General features: G+C 65.5%; 11 protein-coding genes. 7 read left to right on the top strand and 4 right to left on the bottom strand.

Going from position 1 to position 14500, the window contains the following annotated elements:
- Nucleotides 1-72: 72 nt before the first annotated feature.
- Together chvE and NNX37_RS12250 are read right to left on the bottom strand one after the other, a co-directional pair.
- Complete coding sequence (gene chvE, locus NNX37_RS12255; RefSeq protein WP_255793032.1) at nt 73-1185, bottom strand: multiple monosaccharide ABC transporter substrate-binding protein; 1113 nt, start codon at nt 1183-1185, stop codon at nt 73-75.
- 232 nt (nt 1186-1417) lie between these two features.
- Complete coding sequence (locus NNX37_RS12250; RefSeq protein WP_308206321.1) at nt 1418-2290, bottom strand: AraC family transcriptional regulator; 873 nt, start codon at nt 2288-2290, stop codon at nt 1418-1420.
- A 34-nt stretch (nt 2291-2324) separates the two neighbouring features.
- Here NNX37_RS12250 and NNX37_RS12245 point away from each other — a divergent pair, with 34 nt between their 5' ends.
- Nucleotides 2325-2858, top strand: coding sequence for a VOC family protein (locus NNX37_RS12245; protein WP_255793031.1), 534 nt, complete (start codon nt 2325-2327; stop codon nt 2856-2858).
- Nucleotides 2859-2919: 61 nt separating this feature from the next.
- On the opposite strand, the gene NNX37_RS12240 is transcribed toward NNX37_RS12245, so the two are convergent.
- Complete coding sequence (locus NNX37_RS12240) at nt 2920-3354, bottom strand: VOC family protein (RefSeq protein ID WP_255793030.1); 435 nt, start codon at nt 3352-3354, stop codon at nt 2920-2922.
- A 318-nt stretch (nt 3355-3672) separates the two neighbouring features.
- Here NNX37_RS12240 and NNX37_RS12235 point away from each other — a divergent pair, with 318 nt between their 5' ends.
- Nucleotides 3673-6027 carry a hypothetical protein gene (locus NNX37_RS12235; protein ID WP_255793028.1) on the top strand — a complete coding sequence of 785 codons (2355 nt, stop codon included), beginning with the start codon at nt 3673-3675 and terminating at the stop codon, nt 6025-6027.
- Nucleotides 6028-6522: 495 nt separating this feature from the next.
- On the opposite strand, the gene NNX37_RS12230 is transcribed toward NNX37_RS12235, so the two are convergent.
- The gene (locus NNX37_RS12230; RefSeq protein ID WP_255793027.1) at nt 6523-6912 is read right to left on the bottom strand and encodes a hypothetical protein; all 390 of its coding nucleotides are present in this window, start codon (nt 6910-6912) and stop codon (nt 6523-6525) included.
- 265 nt (nt 6913-7177) lie between these two features.
- On the opposite strand from NNX37_RS12230, the gene NNX37_RS12225 reads away from it, so the two are divergent.
- The 5 genes from NNX37_RS12225 (at nt 7178) to NNX37_RS12205 (ending at nt 14305) form a co-directional block, all read left to right on the top strand.
- Complete coding sequence (locus tag NNX37_RS12225) at nt 7178-8290, top strand: thermonuclease family protein (protein WP_255793026.1); 1113 nt, start codon at nt 7178-7180, stop codon at nt 8288-8290.
- Between the two features lie 226 nt (nt 8291-8516).
- On the top strand, nt 8517-9938 hold the full coding sequence (locus tag NNX37_RS12220; protein ID WP_255793025.1) for an FAD-binding oxidoreductase: 1422 nt from the start codon (nt 8517-8519) through the stop codon (nt 9936-9938).
- Between the two features lie 151 nt (nt 9939-10089).
- Entirely contained in the window at nt 10090-10848 is a 759-nt protein-coding gene (locus NNX37_RS12215; protein WP_255793023.1) for a LamB/YcsF family protein, read from the top strand.
- On the top strand, nt 10845-12560 hold the full coding sequence (locus NNX37_RS12210; RefSeq protein ID WP_255793022.1) for a 5-oxoprolinase subunit B/C family protein: 1716 nt from the start codon (nt 10845-10847) through the stop codon (nt 12558-12560). Before NNX37_RS12215 ends, NNX37_RS12210 begins: the two co-directional genes overlap by 4 nt.
- Nucleotides 12557-14305 carry an ATP-binding protein gene (locus tag NNX37_RS12205; protein ID WP_255793021.1) on the top strand — a complete coding sequence of 583 codons (1749 nt, stop codon included), beginning with the start codon at nt 12557-12559 and terminating at the stop codon, nt 14303-14305. The genes NNX37_RS12210 and NNX37_RS12205 overlap by 4 nt, the downstream gene beginning before the upstream one ends.
- Nucleotides 14306-14500: the final 195 nt, after the last annotated feature.

Here is a 14500-nt window from a genome sequence, read left to right as displayed (position 1 = left end):
CGGCAGCGGCGTGCGGCGGTTTTCCGCCGTCGCACGCCGCTGCTTATGCCCGTCGAAAGTAACGCCCGGGGGTTAGAGACCGACGTCGCCGGCTTCGAGGAAGCCGGACTCCACCAGCGCGGACTGGACGGTGTCCTTGGTGACCACCTGCGGATCGAGGATGTAGGTGGGGACCACCTTGACCTCGTTGTTGTAGGTCTCGGTGTCGTTGACCTCTACGTCCTCGCCGTCAACGAGGGCCATGATCATGGTCTCCACCTGGGCACCCAGCTCGCGGGTGTCCTTCCAGACGGTCATGGACTGCTGGTCTGCCAGCATGGCCTTGACGTTCGCGACGTCGGCGTCCTGACCGGTGATGAGCGGCCAGTCCGAGCCCGGCTTGTACCCGGCGGAGTCCAGCGAGGCCTCGATACCCAGCGCCAGGCTGTCATTCGGGGACAGTACGACGTCGACCTTCTCGCCTCCGGTGTAGAAGGACTGCAGGCGGTTATCCATTTCGGCCTGCGCATCGGCGGACTGCCAGCCGAGGATGCCGATGGACGTCCACTCGTCGTTGCTCGCCGGGGACTTCCCGGAGGGAACCACCAGCTGGCCGCTTTCCACGTAGGGAAGCAGTACGTCCCAAGCTCCGGAGAAGAAGAACGAGGCGTTGTTGTCATCGGGGCTGCCGGCGAAGGGCTCGAGGTTGAACGGGCCCTTGCCCTCGGCCAGGCCGAGCTGCTCTTCGATGAACTCGCCCTGGAGCTGGCCCACCTTGTAGTTGTCGAACGTGGCGTAGTAGTCCACGGCTTCGGTGCCGTTGATCAGGCGGTCATAGGCGATGACCTGTACGTCCTGGTCCTTGGCGTCTTCGAGCGCCGGGCCGAGGGTTTCGCCGTCGATGGCTGCGACCACAAGGATCTTCGCACCGCCGGCAACCTGGTTCTGGATCTGGCTGATCTGCTGGTCTGTCTTGTCATCCGCGTACTGCAGGTCAACGGTGCAGTCCTGGGCTTCGAGATTTTCCTTGAGCCCCTCACCGTCATTGATCCAGCGTTCGAGGCTGCGCGTGGGCATGGAGATCCCGACGTTGCAGGAGCCGGCCTCGCCTTCAGCTTCGGTCGAGCCCGCGGGTGCACAGGCCGACATGCCTGCCGCCAGGCCAACGGCCAGGAAAACGGCCGAAACATTCTTAATTCTGGTCATGCTGGAAAACCTTCGAAAAGGATCCTGCCGGGGCGGAGCCGTTCCGCCTGGTGTTGACGGAAACGGCTACGGGTCCGCTGCGGGCCGGATCGAGCGGATACAACGCTGTAGCGCCCTGTCGACGCATGGCATCAACGATTTGTAGGCGAAGACAACATATCCCTGAAGTGTCTTCCATCACAAGCTGAACTCGAAAAGTTACAGGATCGAGACCGTGCAGCATCCGCGGCGCCTACGGGGCTGCGGAGTCCCGGTAGCCGCTCGGGGTGAAGCCCAGGACCTCCCGGAATGCGTTGGTCAGGTGGGCGTGGTCGGCGTAGCCGAGGTCGACGGCGACATCGGCAATGGAGATTCCGCTGTTTCCGCGCAGCCGTTCCGCTGCCTCCTGCAGCCGGTAACGGCGGATCATCGCCAGCGGCGGCAGGCCGACAAACCGGCGCGCCAGGCGCTGCAGGGTTCGGACGGAGACGCCGAGCCGTTGAGCTGCCTGGTCGACCCGGGTCAGCTCCCGGTCGGAGGAGATCAGGTCCTCCAACCTGTTGGCTGCGTCGGCTTCGGCTGTTGGTACCGGGACGCGGGCATCCAGCCACTCGGCAGCCGTCTCCGCTGCACGCTGCCGGCGGAGGGCGCCGTCGCCCTCACCATCGCCGGCGCCGCTGCTCATTGCTGCCGTCACCGCGGCATGCAGGTCCGGGGCGTGGAACGGGATTTCCGTGTCGCGGAGGCCGCCCGGGTTGTCGGTGAAGACTGGTACGGCGGCGGGACGCAGCAGCATTCCGACAGCCCAGCCCCGCCCCGCCAGGTCGCGGAAGGAGCGCCGCGTGGCGGGACCGGAAAGACTGACGCCGTCCTCCTGCACCACCAGGTTCGAGGCCGGAAAAGGCAGGACCTCCTGCCGGGAGACCTGGCCGGGTTCCAGATCCCATTCCGGAATCCAGACCCAGCGCAGGCGGTCCCGGAGCAGGTCCGGAGGCAGCAGACGGTGAAACGCAGGCAGCCGGGCGGGGTAGAGCAGCCCGCGCCACTGGTCCTCCATAGCCTGCTCATTTCTCCGGTTATTCGTGTACTGCTGGCGGTCGGAGATCTTACTGTCGCGAATCTTCAAGCGCCACCCTGGTGCTGCTGCCTAGCCTTGCAGCATGACTTTCACAGACAACACCGCTTCAGACAAAACCGCTGCCGGGCTCACCGGTGAACACACCACCGGCGGGGTTCCGCACGGCGCCACCAGCCTGACCCCGTTCCTGGCCGTTCCGGATGCCCGTAACGCCATCGCGTTTTACCGTGATGTGTTCAATGCGCGGGTGGTGGACGTAACCGAGATGGACGGGGTGGTGGTGCACGCCGATCTCGACTTCGGAATGGGCCGGCTTCAGCTGGGCGAACCCAATCCCGCGTTCGGGCTGGTGCTTCCCCCTGAAGGGGACAGCGACTGCTACTCGCTCGGGCTCTACTGCGCTGATGTGGACCAGACGGTGGCGCGGGCTGTGGCGGCCGGTGCCGTTATCCGTGAACCGCTGACAACCTTTGTCTCGGGCGACCGCTTCGCCAGTATCCGTGACCCGTTCGGGGTCCGCTGGTCTGTGATGTCCCGGGTTGAGGACCTTTCCGAGGAGGAGAGCGCCCGGCGGGTCGCGGAGTGGGCGGCAACGCAGTCCGGTGGAGGCAACTGAGCCGCCGTCATGCGGGCCGCCGTCGTCGCGAGGGCGGCTGAAGTGCCAAGCATCTTGGATACTAGGAGTCCTCCCCCTCGATGCTGATCATCCAGCTGGTCCCGAACCGGTCGGTCACCATGCCGAAAACATCGCCCCACGGTGCCTTTTCCAGCGGCAGGGTCATCTGGCCGCCGTCGAGCAGCTTGTCCCAGTAGCCGCGCAGCTCGTCGCTGTTGTCGCCGCTCAAAGCAATGGCATACCCGTTGCTGGAATCCGGTGCCACGCTTTCCGGGCCGGCCATACTGTTGGGCGTATCCGAGGCCATCAGCACAAAACCGCTGTCCGTGGTCAGCGTGGAATGCATGATCTTGTTTGCCTCCGACGGGTCATCGGACATATTCATTTCCGCGAACGTGGAGCTTTCCAACGTTCCGCCGAAGACGTCCTGGTAGAACGCCATCGCTTGGGCGGCATTGTCCCGGAAGTTCAGGTACGGGTTCATGTTCGAGGGCATGGCGGTCTCCTTACGGGGGAACGGTTCGGATGCACCCGAGTATGCGCCGGTGGCCGTGCCTGCGGAAGCCGTCGACAGAAACTACGTCCGACCCGCCGTTACCTGCGAACAGGTAGTCCGGAATCCACTAGGGGGAGCGCCTACCTCGACCCGTGTGGTAAGAATCCTCCACTAGTGCCACGGACGAACTGTGGCAGCCGGGATGTCGGGGTCGTGTACCAGAGGAGAACCGGAATGGGCTTGTTCCGAAAAGAGAATCGTCCGCAGCCTGCGCCCGCGGACGCTAGGCCGACGCAGCCGGAAGCCAGGGAAACGGCTATGGTTCGAAACCCCGGACTGGAGCCCTCGGATCCTCGGCAGTTGCTGTACTCGCTGTTGGAAGCCTGCGGCTTCTGCGTTGTATTCAGCGGACCGGTTAAAGCAGAAGACCTTCTCGAAGAGGCTGCCGATCTTGCGCCTACGTTGATGGGATCGATCCACCGGGCCCGAGGTTTCTTCCAACTGGAGCAAGACACGGAAATCACTTGGTGTGCGGTGGAAGGCCCTCTGGGGTCGGCCATTTTGATCTTGTGCGCGCCGGACGCGGATAGCGGTTTCGTGATTAAGCACCTCCTTCAGCCCCTCCAATCTGCCCGCCCTCCCCTCGCGGTGGAATCCGTGCACCTAGGCTCAACGACGCGAACGGTCGCTGACCTCGTGGCAGGGGCCGACGTCGTTCCCGTCTGGGAGAGCCCGAGATTCATCCGCCTCCGCCAGGACCCGGACCATTACGTGACACTGCCGCTGTGGGCACGGCGGGCGGCTCATTCCTGGGAACGGCTGGAGCTGGACATGTACCGCCGCGTGCTGCAGGACGGCGACGGCGATACGGTAAATATCCTCTTCTGTCTTATCGGGGGCAGGACCCTTTTGCTCATCAGCATTGATGCCCCGCCCGACGCCCTGTCCGGAGATGATGCTTGGAAATACCGGGCCCTCGCTGCGAAAGGACCATACTCTCTGGAACATGTTGCCGACCAGCTAGCGCTAGTCCTCGATGTCCCCACCGGCATCGACGCCGCCGGGCTCGAGGATCTCAGCGAGCGGATGGCAGCTGATTTTCTCGCCGGCCCACCCGACAGCGGGACGTTCGACGCCCCGGACCGCCTGACTGTATCCGAACTGCCGGTTGCTGACGGCCGGTCGCTGTGGGACCGGTTAGAGGCTGCCTCCGAGGAGAACTTGGCAGGTCGTCCATTCCACTGGCCGGCACTGGCCCGCTACACGACAACCGAACGCATCCGCGAGTCCGTGCCGGACTCGACCTTCGAATCGGCGAACGCGCTAGCGATGGACCTGCGTTCCCGCCGGGGCGGATCGGGATTCGAGTACACATGGCGGGCCTCAGGCGATGCGCCGATTTCACCATCCTGGTTGACGCTTCAGTCCGCCTGCCTCGACCCCCGGACCGGACGCGCGGTAGCCAGCGGCCACCTGACACACGAAGTCTGGGGGCTCCCACCGGCATATGATCTGGGGGCCATCGACGGCAGGAATGGGTTCACCTTTCGGAATGAGGGGAAACCCGACGGTCTCTTGAGACCGTCATCCTCGCTGTACGTGGGCTCCTCGCAGAGCGGCGTCTTCCTCCCCCTCGATTCGAGAGCAGACGTGATCTCCGTGGACCTCCACGGAGCTACCGGTACCATTGCCGCCTTGGAGTTCCTGGGCGGCTCCACCGGAGCTGTTGCCACTTACGGCCCGGACGGACAGCGGCGGGTGCTTACGGTCGTCGAGGGCATCGTGGGAAATGAACCGATACGCTTCAGCGGCGACGGAAAGTGGCTCCTAGTCAGCGGAAGCCAAAACTCCACTCTGATCGAGACCGCCGGCGGCCGGTTCCTTGTACTTCAGATCAGCAATGCCGCGTGGTGGCCCCTTGATGAAAGCTGCCTGCTGACTATCGATAATGACCGCGGCCAGGCGGTGCCCCGCCTCTTTAATCTGGCTACCAATTCCTACGGCAGGTCCTTCCCGGCGATTACCCTGGATGTTCCGGCGCAGGCCGAACTACCGCACTTTTGGTTCCCGGCGGTATCAAGCGACGGGGCGGAACTTCTGGCGTTGACGCCCGCGGGAGTGTCGGAGGAATACCGGCAAAAGTATGGAAGGGGCCACCGCGCCGCCGGAATTCGTCTGGCCAATGGAAAGGCATCCCTGCTCCACACACCTTTCCTCGACAACGGCCGTCTCGAGCGCGATGTACGCGAGGTCCGCTGGACGCAGCGCCCGCCGCTGCACCGGATCCGGCTCCACCCCGATCTTTCCGAAAGATTGACCACCCAAGTTACCCAACACGCATATTTGTCTCCTGCCCGATGGGCAGATGAGGCCGAGCGTATTCTCATTCAGAGCCTGAACCGCGCCATCATTCTGACAAAAGCAGGCCAACCGGTTTCCCACCTTTTGCCCGAAATCCTGGCCTCTTTGGTACCAGTAAAGGAAGGCCCGGAGAACTGGGGCCGCCAATCTGCGTGGCTCATCGAAATCCGTAACGGCATCTCCAATGAAATCTCCAACAACGCACTCACCGAGAATCAGGCGGCTGCGTGGCGGCACTACCTTTCAGCGATTGCTGCTATCCAAGCTGGCCGAGCCGAACTCATCGATCCACTGGCCACGTTGAAGGCATAATCCAAGCCTTATTACTCCACCCGGATGCGCCGCGGGGTGATTCCGATCATTAACTATTCCTTTCTCCCTGTTCAGGAGTGCGGCCCGCATGTACATTCCACCACCACCAGTCTTCGCCCGTCCCAAGGAGAACAAAATGGCGGCAGTATGCCCGAATTGCAGCAAGAAAACCGGAATGGATGTCGGCAGCCCGGATAGGCAGGGGTGGTACAAGTACGTCTGTCAGCTGTGCAAGTACGAGTGGAAGAGCCCCGACAAGCCGTAAAGCAGCAGTCCGACGGAGAGGAAGACGCCAACGGACACTGCGTCAGTTGAAAGTGAGGGACTTTGAATGGCGTTTACCGCATCCGCGAGTCGCACGGGGGACTACACACAGGTCCATACCTGCCGCTCCTGCAACAAAACGTTCTGGGCAAAGAGTTCCTGGAACGGGGTCACAGTGCAGTGTCCGCATTGCTCCACCGGCAACTAGGCCGCCTCAAACCGGCCTAAGCCTTACTTCCCCGCGGGCTGTCCGCGCACTGCCGACCATTCGCTGCTGAGCACGGTGTCGCCCACCGGCTCCCAGTCATTGGTTTCGAAAAGGGAAGCCACCGTGTCCCGGTTCAGGTCCGGGGCTCCGCCGTCGACCTGCGCGGTCGGATAGCAGACCCACAGGGCTCCGCCGGGTTCGACGGCGGCAGCGGCGGTGGCCAGGTCATGGGCCAGGTCCGCTGCGGAGGCGACGAACAGGAGCACGACGTCGGCCGGGAAGCGCCCGTCATCCTCAGCCAGGAACGCGGACGCCGGCAGCAGCCCGGCCACCTCGGGGAAGTTCTTGGCACCGTAAACGGTGATGCGGTCCGTTGCGGAAAGTTCAAACGGCTGGGCTGATTCGGAAGACACTTGGGGGGCTCCATTCCTGGACACGAGACTCTGGTGGCACGGGCGGCCCCGAGGAAGTAAGCCGCCTTTCCTATTATTTCAGCCGCGATCTCCGGATTGACCCGGTTTCGGGCCTCCCGAGGCACCAACTGTGTAACGACGAAACCGTGGCCGTGATGCCCGGCACACCCCGCACCTGTGACCCAAAACACCTCGCCACCGCTACCCGGCAGCCGAACCCGGCCGATAGATGTCTTTCGGACAATTCAATAGTTGGGGAAAATTTATGATCAGCCGCCAAGCAGCGCTGGCCGCAGCCGCCGCCGTCGTCGTTGCCGCCTCTACGGCGGGGTGCACCTCCGCCTCCACCGCCGATACATCGAACGCAAATCAAGGGGAAGTTGTCCGCGTCATCGACGGCGACACCCTCGTGGTGAACTTCGAGGACCAGGAACTCACCGTTCGGCTCCTGAACGTGGACACTCCGGAAACCAAGGACCCCAATAAGCCCGTGGAATGCCTGGGTCCGGAAGCAACCGACTTCCTCGAAGACGCTCTGCCGCCCGGAAGTACGGTGACCCTGGAGTTCGACGTCGAGCGCGAGGACCGCTACGGACGCACCCTTGCCGGTGTCTACGACGCTGACGACCGTCTCATCAACGCCGAAGTGGCACGGCAGGGTCTTGGCATTCCTGTCACATACGAACCGAACGCCAAGTTCCGGCCTCCGGTGGATGCAGCGTACGAGGAAGCCCGGGACAACCAGGCCGGGATGTACAACGCCGACGTCGCCTGCACCGTGCCTGCCATGGTCGACGCGTTGGAGCAGACCGCAGAAGAGGCTGCGGCTCAGGCCGAAGGTTCTTCGGTGGCGACCGCAGCTAGCGCCGCGGCCGCCGTCCTGGCCCTGGTGAGGACGGCGGACGCTGCCTTTGACGTGCTCGACGCCGGTGCGAAAGCAGGCACGTCGATGATGTGGGCCGCGCTTTCCGACGAGGAAAAGACAGTCTTCCAAGAGCGTGCCGCCGCAGCCAAGACGAAGGTGCACGAGCGTCACGAGACGCTGGTCAGCATTCAGAATGAGCGTCAGGCCGTTGAGGATGAGGCTCAGCGGGTGGCTGCCGAAGCTGAAGCGGAGCGGGTAGCGGCGGCCCAGGCCGAGGCAGACCGGAAGGCAGCGGAAGCCGCGCAGGCTGAGGCGAACCGTGTTGCTGCCCAACAGGCCGAGGCCAACCGAATCGCGGCGGAACAGGCCGAGGCGAACCGGCGCGCTGCCACGCCGCAGTATGTGGCACCGCCTGCGCCGGAATATGTGGCTCCGCCGGCGCAGAGCGGCCCCCCGGGTTACACCGGGCCGCGCTGCTATGCGCCCGGCGGCCAATCCTGGCGTCCCTGCTAGAAACGAGCTGAAACAACACTGAGGTCTCCCGGACGAAAGATGGTCCGGGAGGCCTTTTGTTTTCCGCTCACGGTGGTGCTGCTGGCTCTGAACTCGGAGCAGGAAGCGCGGCGCTCCGTCGGCACGGGTGGGAGCGGGCAAACCCTTGATTCCCCCGGGCGGTAGGCGAAGAATTCTTAGTGCGGCAGGAAAACCAAGTGACCGAACACCATCCGGGCGTCCGGCGGTGGGCCGCCCAAAGGTGGTGGACCCCATGGTCCCCGAACTCTCCCCTGACGCCGTAGCCGCCCTGCGAACGTCCCTGTCCGGTTCCGTTGTCCTACCCCAGGACGAGACTTACGACGACGCCCGCCGCGTCTGGAACGGCATGATCGACGTCCTGCCGGCGATGGTGGTGCGTGTTGCTTCCGTTGAGGACATTGCCGCGGTCCTCGCCTTTGCGCAGCAGTGGGACCTGCCGCTGGCGGTCCGCGGCGGCGGGCACAATGTGGCCGGCAACGGCACGGTCGCCGACGGCGTCGTGCTGGATATGGGTGCCCTGCGGGACGTCAGCGTAGACGCGGACAGCGGCACCGTTACCGTGCAGGCGGGAGCCACCATGGGCGACGTCGACGCCGCCACCGAACCCTACGGCCTGGCCGTTCCCATGGGCGTCGTTTCCGGCACGGGGGTGGCCGGGCTGACCCTCGGCGGGGGTGTCGGCTGGCTGACCCGCGCGCATGGACTGAGCATCGACAACCTGGAGGCTGCCGACGTCGTTACCCCCGGCGGCGAGGAGGTCCACGCGTCCGCCGATGATCATTCGGAACTGTTCTGGGGGCTTCGCGGCGGCGGCGGGAACTTCGGCGTCGTGTCGTCTTTTACCTTCCGGGCGCATCCGCTGCCCGCGCAAGTCCTCACCGGGAACCTGGCGTACGGCAATATGCACTGGCGCCAGGCTCTGCGCGCCTATGACGCGTGGGCGGCCGGCCTGCCCGACGAGATGACCACCATCATCAGCTGCCTGGTACCGATCGAGGAATGGGACATGGGCGACCAACCGCTGCTGGTAATCGGACTCGCCTGGGCGGACCCGGATCAGGAGGCCGGGGACGCGCTGATCCGGCAGCTTGCCGCCGCCGCTCCCCCTGACATGGAGGCAGTGGAGGCGGTGCCCTGGTCGGACTGGCAGACGGCCATGGATTCAACGTTCCCGCCAGGCTCCCGCGCCTACTGGAAAAACGCGTCCATCGACCGCCTGGATGACGCCGCCATCGACGTCCTGGTCCGCGCCGGCTGTGAGCAGACCTGGCACGGGACCGGCTTTGACATCCACCATCTGGGCGGCGCCTACGGCCGGATCGCGGACGACGCCACCGCCTTTCCCACCCGGGATGCCCCCTACTGGCTGAACATTTACGGCTTCTGGCAGGACCCGGCGGACGACGCCGCCCGTACGGCTTTTGTCCGCGGGCTGGCGAAGACGGTGGAACCGTTCTCCTCCGGCGCGCAGTACGTGAACTTCATGGGCGCCGAGGATCCGGTGGCGCAGGGCACTGCCCCGTCCGTCTACGGCCCGGACAAGCTGGCCCGCCTCACCGCCTTGAAGACCGCCTACGATCCGCAGAACCTCTTCCGGCGCAACCACAACATCGTGCCAACCGGGTAGCTGGGGCTTTTCCGTTACCCGGCTCCAGCCCCTGCGACCGGGTAGCTGCACAGCCTGTTATTGAACACACTGACCTCAACGGGCACACTGTTACCGGACGCTCCCCACCACGTTCCCCATTCGGCGTTCCCATCAGTGCGGAGGTTCCACCATGCCGGTCATCGACCTGAACAGCGACGTAGGCGAATCCTTCGGCAACTGGACCATGGGCGACGACGTCGCCATCTTCGAGTCCGTTTCCAGCGCCAACGTGGCCTGCGGCTTCCATGCCGGCGATCCGTCCACCATTGCGCAAACCTGCCGCGACGCGGTCGCCGCCGGCGTCACCATCGGCGCGCACGTGGCCTACCGGGACCTGGCCGGGTTCGGCCGCCGGTTCCTGGACTGCTCCTACACCGAACTGTTCGACGACGTGCTGTACCAGCTCGGTGCCCTGCAGGGTCTGGCCCGCGCAGCGGGATCCGAGGTCCGCTACGTGAAGCCGCACGGCGCCCTCTACAACACCATCGTCCGCCACGAGGTGCACGCCCGTGCCGTCGTCGACGCGGTCCGGACCTTCAATAAGGACCTGCCCGTCCTGCTGCTGCCCGGCGCCGTCGCCCTGGAGATGGTGGCCGACTCCGGCCTGCGCGGCGTCGCCGAAGCCTTCGCTGACCGCAACTACAACCCCGACGGCACGCTCGTCTCCCGCCGCGACGCCAACGCCGTGATTTCCGACGCCGGTACGGTCACCGCCAACATGGTCCGCCTCGCCACGCAGGGCACTATCACCGCCATCGACGGCACCGAGATTCCGATGTCCGCCGAATCGATCTGCGTCCACGGCGATACCGCTGGCGCGGTCGCGATGGCGAAGGCGGTCCGCGCCGGGCTGGAAGACGCCGGCGTGAGTATTTCGAGTTTCGTGTGAGCAGGGGCGGGGGCACGCGTGTCCGGGGCATCCGGCCGGCCGGGACGCGCGCTCTGCTGGTCGAGCTCGAGTCGCTGTCCGACGTCGTCGCCCTCTCCGCCGAGCTCCGCACCCGGCCGCTGCCCGGGCAGGTGGATGTGCTGGCTGCCGCTGCCACCGTCCTCGTCCGGTTTGCCAGACGACGGGAAACAGTTGCCGCTGAAGGACTCATTGAGGCGCTGGACCTCACGCACGGCGAGGTGCCGGATGCGCGGACGGTGACCATTGAGACGGTGTACGACGGCGAGGACCTCGCCGAGGTTGCCCGGCTCACCGGCCTGTCCGAAGACGCCGTGATCAAGGCGCACACCGGTACCGCGTGGACCGGCGGATTCGGAGGATTTGCGCCCGGGTTCACTTATCTGGTGGGCGGTGACCCGGTCTTGAAAGTTCCCCGCCGCAGTACTCCCCGCACTGCGGTGCCAGCCGGTTCGGTGGCGCTCGCCGGCGATTACTCAGCTGTCTATCCGCGCGAATCCCCGGGCGGCTGGCAGCTGATCGGCCGCACGAATGCTGTGATGTGGGACCTGGCCCGGGAGTCTCCGGCACTGATTCGGCCCGGCGATTCGGTCTGGTTCAAGCCGGTCCGGAAACTCATCGCCACTACATCTCCAAGGGACGGGGCCGTCGAAACCAAACCGGAGGCGACGGACCAGGTTCCCTCGCCCACCCAACGCAACCACACCTCGCTGGAGGTCCGCAGCCCCGGCCTCCAGTCCCTCCTCGAGGATCTGGGCCGCCCCGGCTATGCCGACCTCGGCGTCTCCGTGTCCGGTGCCGCAGACCCCCGGTCCGCACGGCAGGCGAACCGGCTGGTCGGCAATCCTCCCGAGGTCGCCGTGATCGAGAACCTTTTCGGCGGTCTGGAGCTGGTGGCCCGCGGGGATGCCGTCCTGGCCCTTGCCGGCGCGGAGCTGCCCGCCGCCGTCGTCTCCCCCGACGGCATCCGGGACCGTCCAGCACCACTGAATGCTCCCTTTGCATTGCTCGATAGGGAAACCCTGACCCTGGGTGCTCCCTTCCGCGGAGTACGCAGCTATGTCGCGGTTCGCGGCGGCATTCCCGTTGAACCGGTCCTGGGCAGCCGGAGCACGGACACCATGAGCGGCATCGGTCCGTCGGCGTTGGACTCCGGGGCACGGCTACCGGTGGGTGCGGTGTCCGGTGTGGTTCCGGTCGGGGCGCCGGAGCCGTCGTCGTTGGGTGCGCCCGGCGGCGTGGGCGTTCTCGGTCACGGAACCACCCCGACCCTGCTGCGGATTACCGCAGGCCCGCGGCAGGACTGGTTCGGGCCCGACGCCGCCGCGGCCCTGACTCGTTCCGTCTGGTTCACTACCAACGAGTCCAACCGGATCGGCGTGCGGCTGGCGACCGACCCGGAGGACTCTGCGGCGCAGCCGCTGCACCGCGTCCGGGACGGGGAGCTGGCCAGTGAAGGCGTGGTCGCCGGCTCGCTGCAGGTGCCGCCGTCGGGCCTGCCCGTCCTCTTCCTGGCCGACCATCCCGTTACCGGCGGCTACCCGGTGATCGCCGTCGTCGTTCCGCAGGACCTGCCCCTGGCCGCGCAGCTGCCGCCCGGGCACCCCATACGTTTTGTTTTTGTCGATCCCGATACCCTGACACCGCTCGGCGCTGAGGACACGGCCGCGCTGTTTCCGGAAGGAACCCCATGAAAAAGGTCCTGGTCGCCAACCGCGGCGAGATTGCGGTGCGGGTGGCCCGTGCCTGCTCGGACGCCGGCATCGCCTCGGCTGCCGTGTACTCGGAGCCCGACGCCGACGCGCTGCACGTGCGGGTGGCAGATGAGGCCTATGCGCTGGGCGGTTCCTCGGCTGCGGACACGTATCTGAATATTCCGAAGCTGATCGACGCCGCGCGCCGGGCAGGGGCCGACGCGGTGCATCCCGGTTACGGGTTTCTTTCGGAGAATGCGGACTTTGCGCAGGCGGTGCTCGACGCCGGGCTCACCTGGATCGGTCCGTCACCGCAGGCCATCCGCGACCTGGGCAATAAGGTCACTGCGCGGGAGATTGCTGTCCGGGCCGGGGCACCGCTGGTTCCGGGCACCGAGGGCCCGGCTTCCAGTGCTGAAGAGGTCCGGGCCTTTGCCGAGGAACACGGGCTTCCCGTGGCGATCAAGGCGGCGTTCGGCGGCGGTGGACGCGGCATGAAGATCGCCCGCCGGATGGAGGATGTGGAGGACGCGTTCGAATCCGCGGTGCGTGAAGCTGTTTCGGCGTTCGGCCGCGGCGAGTGTTTTGCGGAACGGTTCCTCGACAGCCCCCGGCACGTGGAGGCGCAGGTGCTGGCCGACACGCACGGGAACGTCGTCGTCGTCGGCACCCGCGATTGTTCGCTGCAGCGGCGGAACCAGAAACTTGTGGAGGAAGCGCCCGCACCGTTTCTGAGTTCCGAGCAGCGGGTGACCATCCACGAATCGGCCAAAGCCATCTGCCGGGAGGCCGGCTATACCGGTGCCGGGACTGTCGAATACCTGGTTTCCCCGGACGGGCTGATCAGTTTCCTGGAAGTCAACACCCGGCTGCAGGTCGAGCATCCGGTGACCGAGGAGACCACCGGCGTCGACCTGGTCCGGGAGCAGTTCCGGATTGCCGACGGGCTGCCGCTGTCCCTCACTGAAGATCCGGTTCCGTACGGGCATGCGTTTGAGTTCCGGCTCAATGCCGAGGATCCCGCGCGGGGTTTTCTGCCCGGACCGGGTCTTGTGGAGGCGTTTGAGCCGCCGACCGGTCCGGGGATTCGGATGGATTCGGGTGTGCGGTCCGGCTCTGTGGTGCCTGCCGAGTATGACTCGTTGATGGCCAAGCTGATCGTCTGGGGCGAGGACCGGCCGCAGGCTTTGCGTCGTGCCCGGGCTGCGCTGGACGAGCTGGTGATCCGTGGTGTGCCGACAGTCGTTCCCTTCCACCGTGCTGTTGTCCGCTCTGAAGCGTTTACACGTGCCGATCGGATGGGCGTCTACACCACGTGGATTGAGTCGGAATTTGCTGAACCGTTGGCTGCTTCGCCGGAAATTGCTGCATCGGTCCCCGGTGCCGAGCGGGAAACGGTGACTATAGATGTCGACGGCCGAGCTGTGGTGCTGGGCGTTCCGGCCGCGCTTTTGAATGCGTTGCGGGCGGGTGGTTCCGGTGCTGGGGGCGGCGGTGCTGCGCATTCCGCGGGTTCCACAGGGGCTGACGACGCCGTGCTCGCCTCCCCAATGGCCGGAAACCTGGTGAAGTGGGTGGCCGACGACGGTGCGGAGCTGGCCGAAGGCGATCCCGTGGCGGTGCTGGAGGCCATGAAGATGGAGACCACTGTCCGTGCGCACCGTACGGGTGCTTTCTCCCGTGCTGATATTGAGCCTGGTACTGCTGTTGGGCGTGGGGATTCGTTTGGGGAGATCCGTTCCTGAGCCTGGGGCGGTTTTCCGGATCGCCTAGGTTCCCTGCCCGTTCGCTTCCCGTTCCAGTGCTCGAACCCGCGGTTCCACCGCCGCACCTCCCGGGTCCAACGCTTCACCTCCCCGCTCCATCCATTCCGTTTACCGTCCGCAATCCGCACTCTTCCTCCACAGTTGAGACTTCCTGCATGGCACCGGCTGGTTCTC

It is taken from the genome of Arthrobacter zhaoxinii (assembly GCF_024385505.1).
Classification (GTDB): Bacteria; Actinomycetota; Actinomycetes; order Actinomycetales; family Micrococcaceae; genus Arthrobacter_B; species Arthrobacter_B zhaoxinii.
Note: the sequence above shows the minus strand (reverse complement) of the source record. Positions and strands in the feature narration are given on the sequence as shown.

Excerpts from the sequence above, each read along its gene's own strand:
- chvE (WP_255793032.1), bottom strand. The coding sequence starts at position 1,185 with ATGACCAGAATTAAGAATGTTTCGGCCGTTTTCCTGGCCGTTGGCCTG.
- NNX37_RS12245 (WP_255793031.1), top strand. The coding sequence starts at position 2,325 with ATGACTTTCACAGACAACACCGCTTCAGACAAAACCGCTGCCGGGCTC.
- NNX37_RS12240 (WP_255793030.1), bottom strand. The coding sequence starts at position 3,354 with ATGCCCTCGAACATGAACCCGTACCTGAACTTCCGGGACAATGCCGCC.
- NNX37_RS12235 (WP_255793028.1), top strand. The coding sequence starts at position 3,673 with ATGGTTCGAAACCCCGGACTGGAGCCCTCGGATCCTCGGCAGTTGCTG.
- NNX37_RS12225 (WP_255793026.1), top strand. The coding sequence starts at position 7,178 with ATGATCAGCCGCCAAGCAGCGCTGGCCGCAGCCGCCGCCGTCGTCGTT.
- NNX37_RS12215 (WP_255793023.1), top strand. The coding sequence starts at position 10,090 with ATGCCGGTCATCGACCTGAACAGCGACGTAGGCGAATCCTTCGGCAAC.
- NNX37_RS12205 (WP_255793021.1), top strand. The coding sequence starts at position 12,557 with ATGAAAAAGGTCCTGGTCGCCAACCGCGGCGAGATTGCGGTGCGGGTG.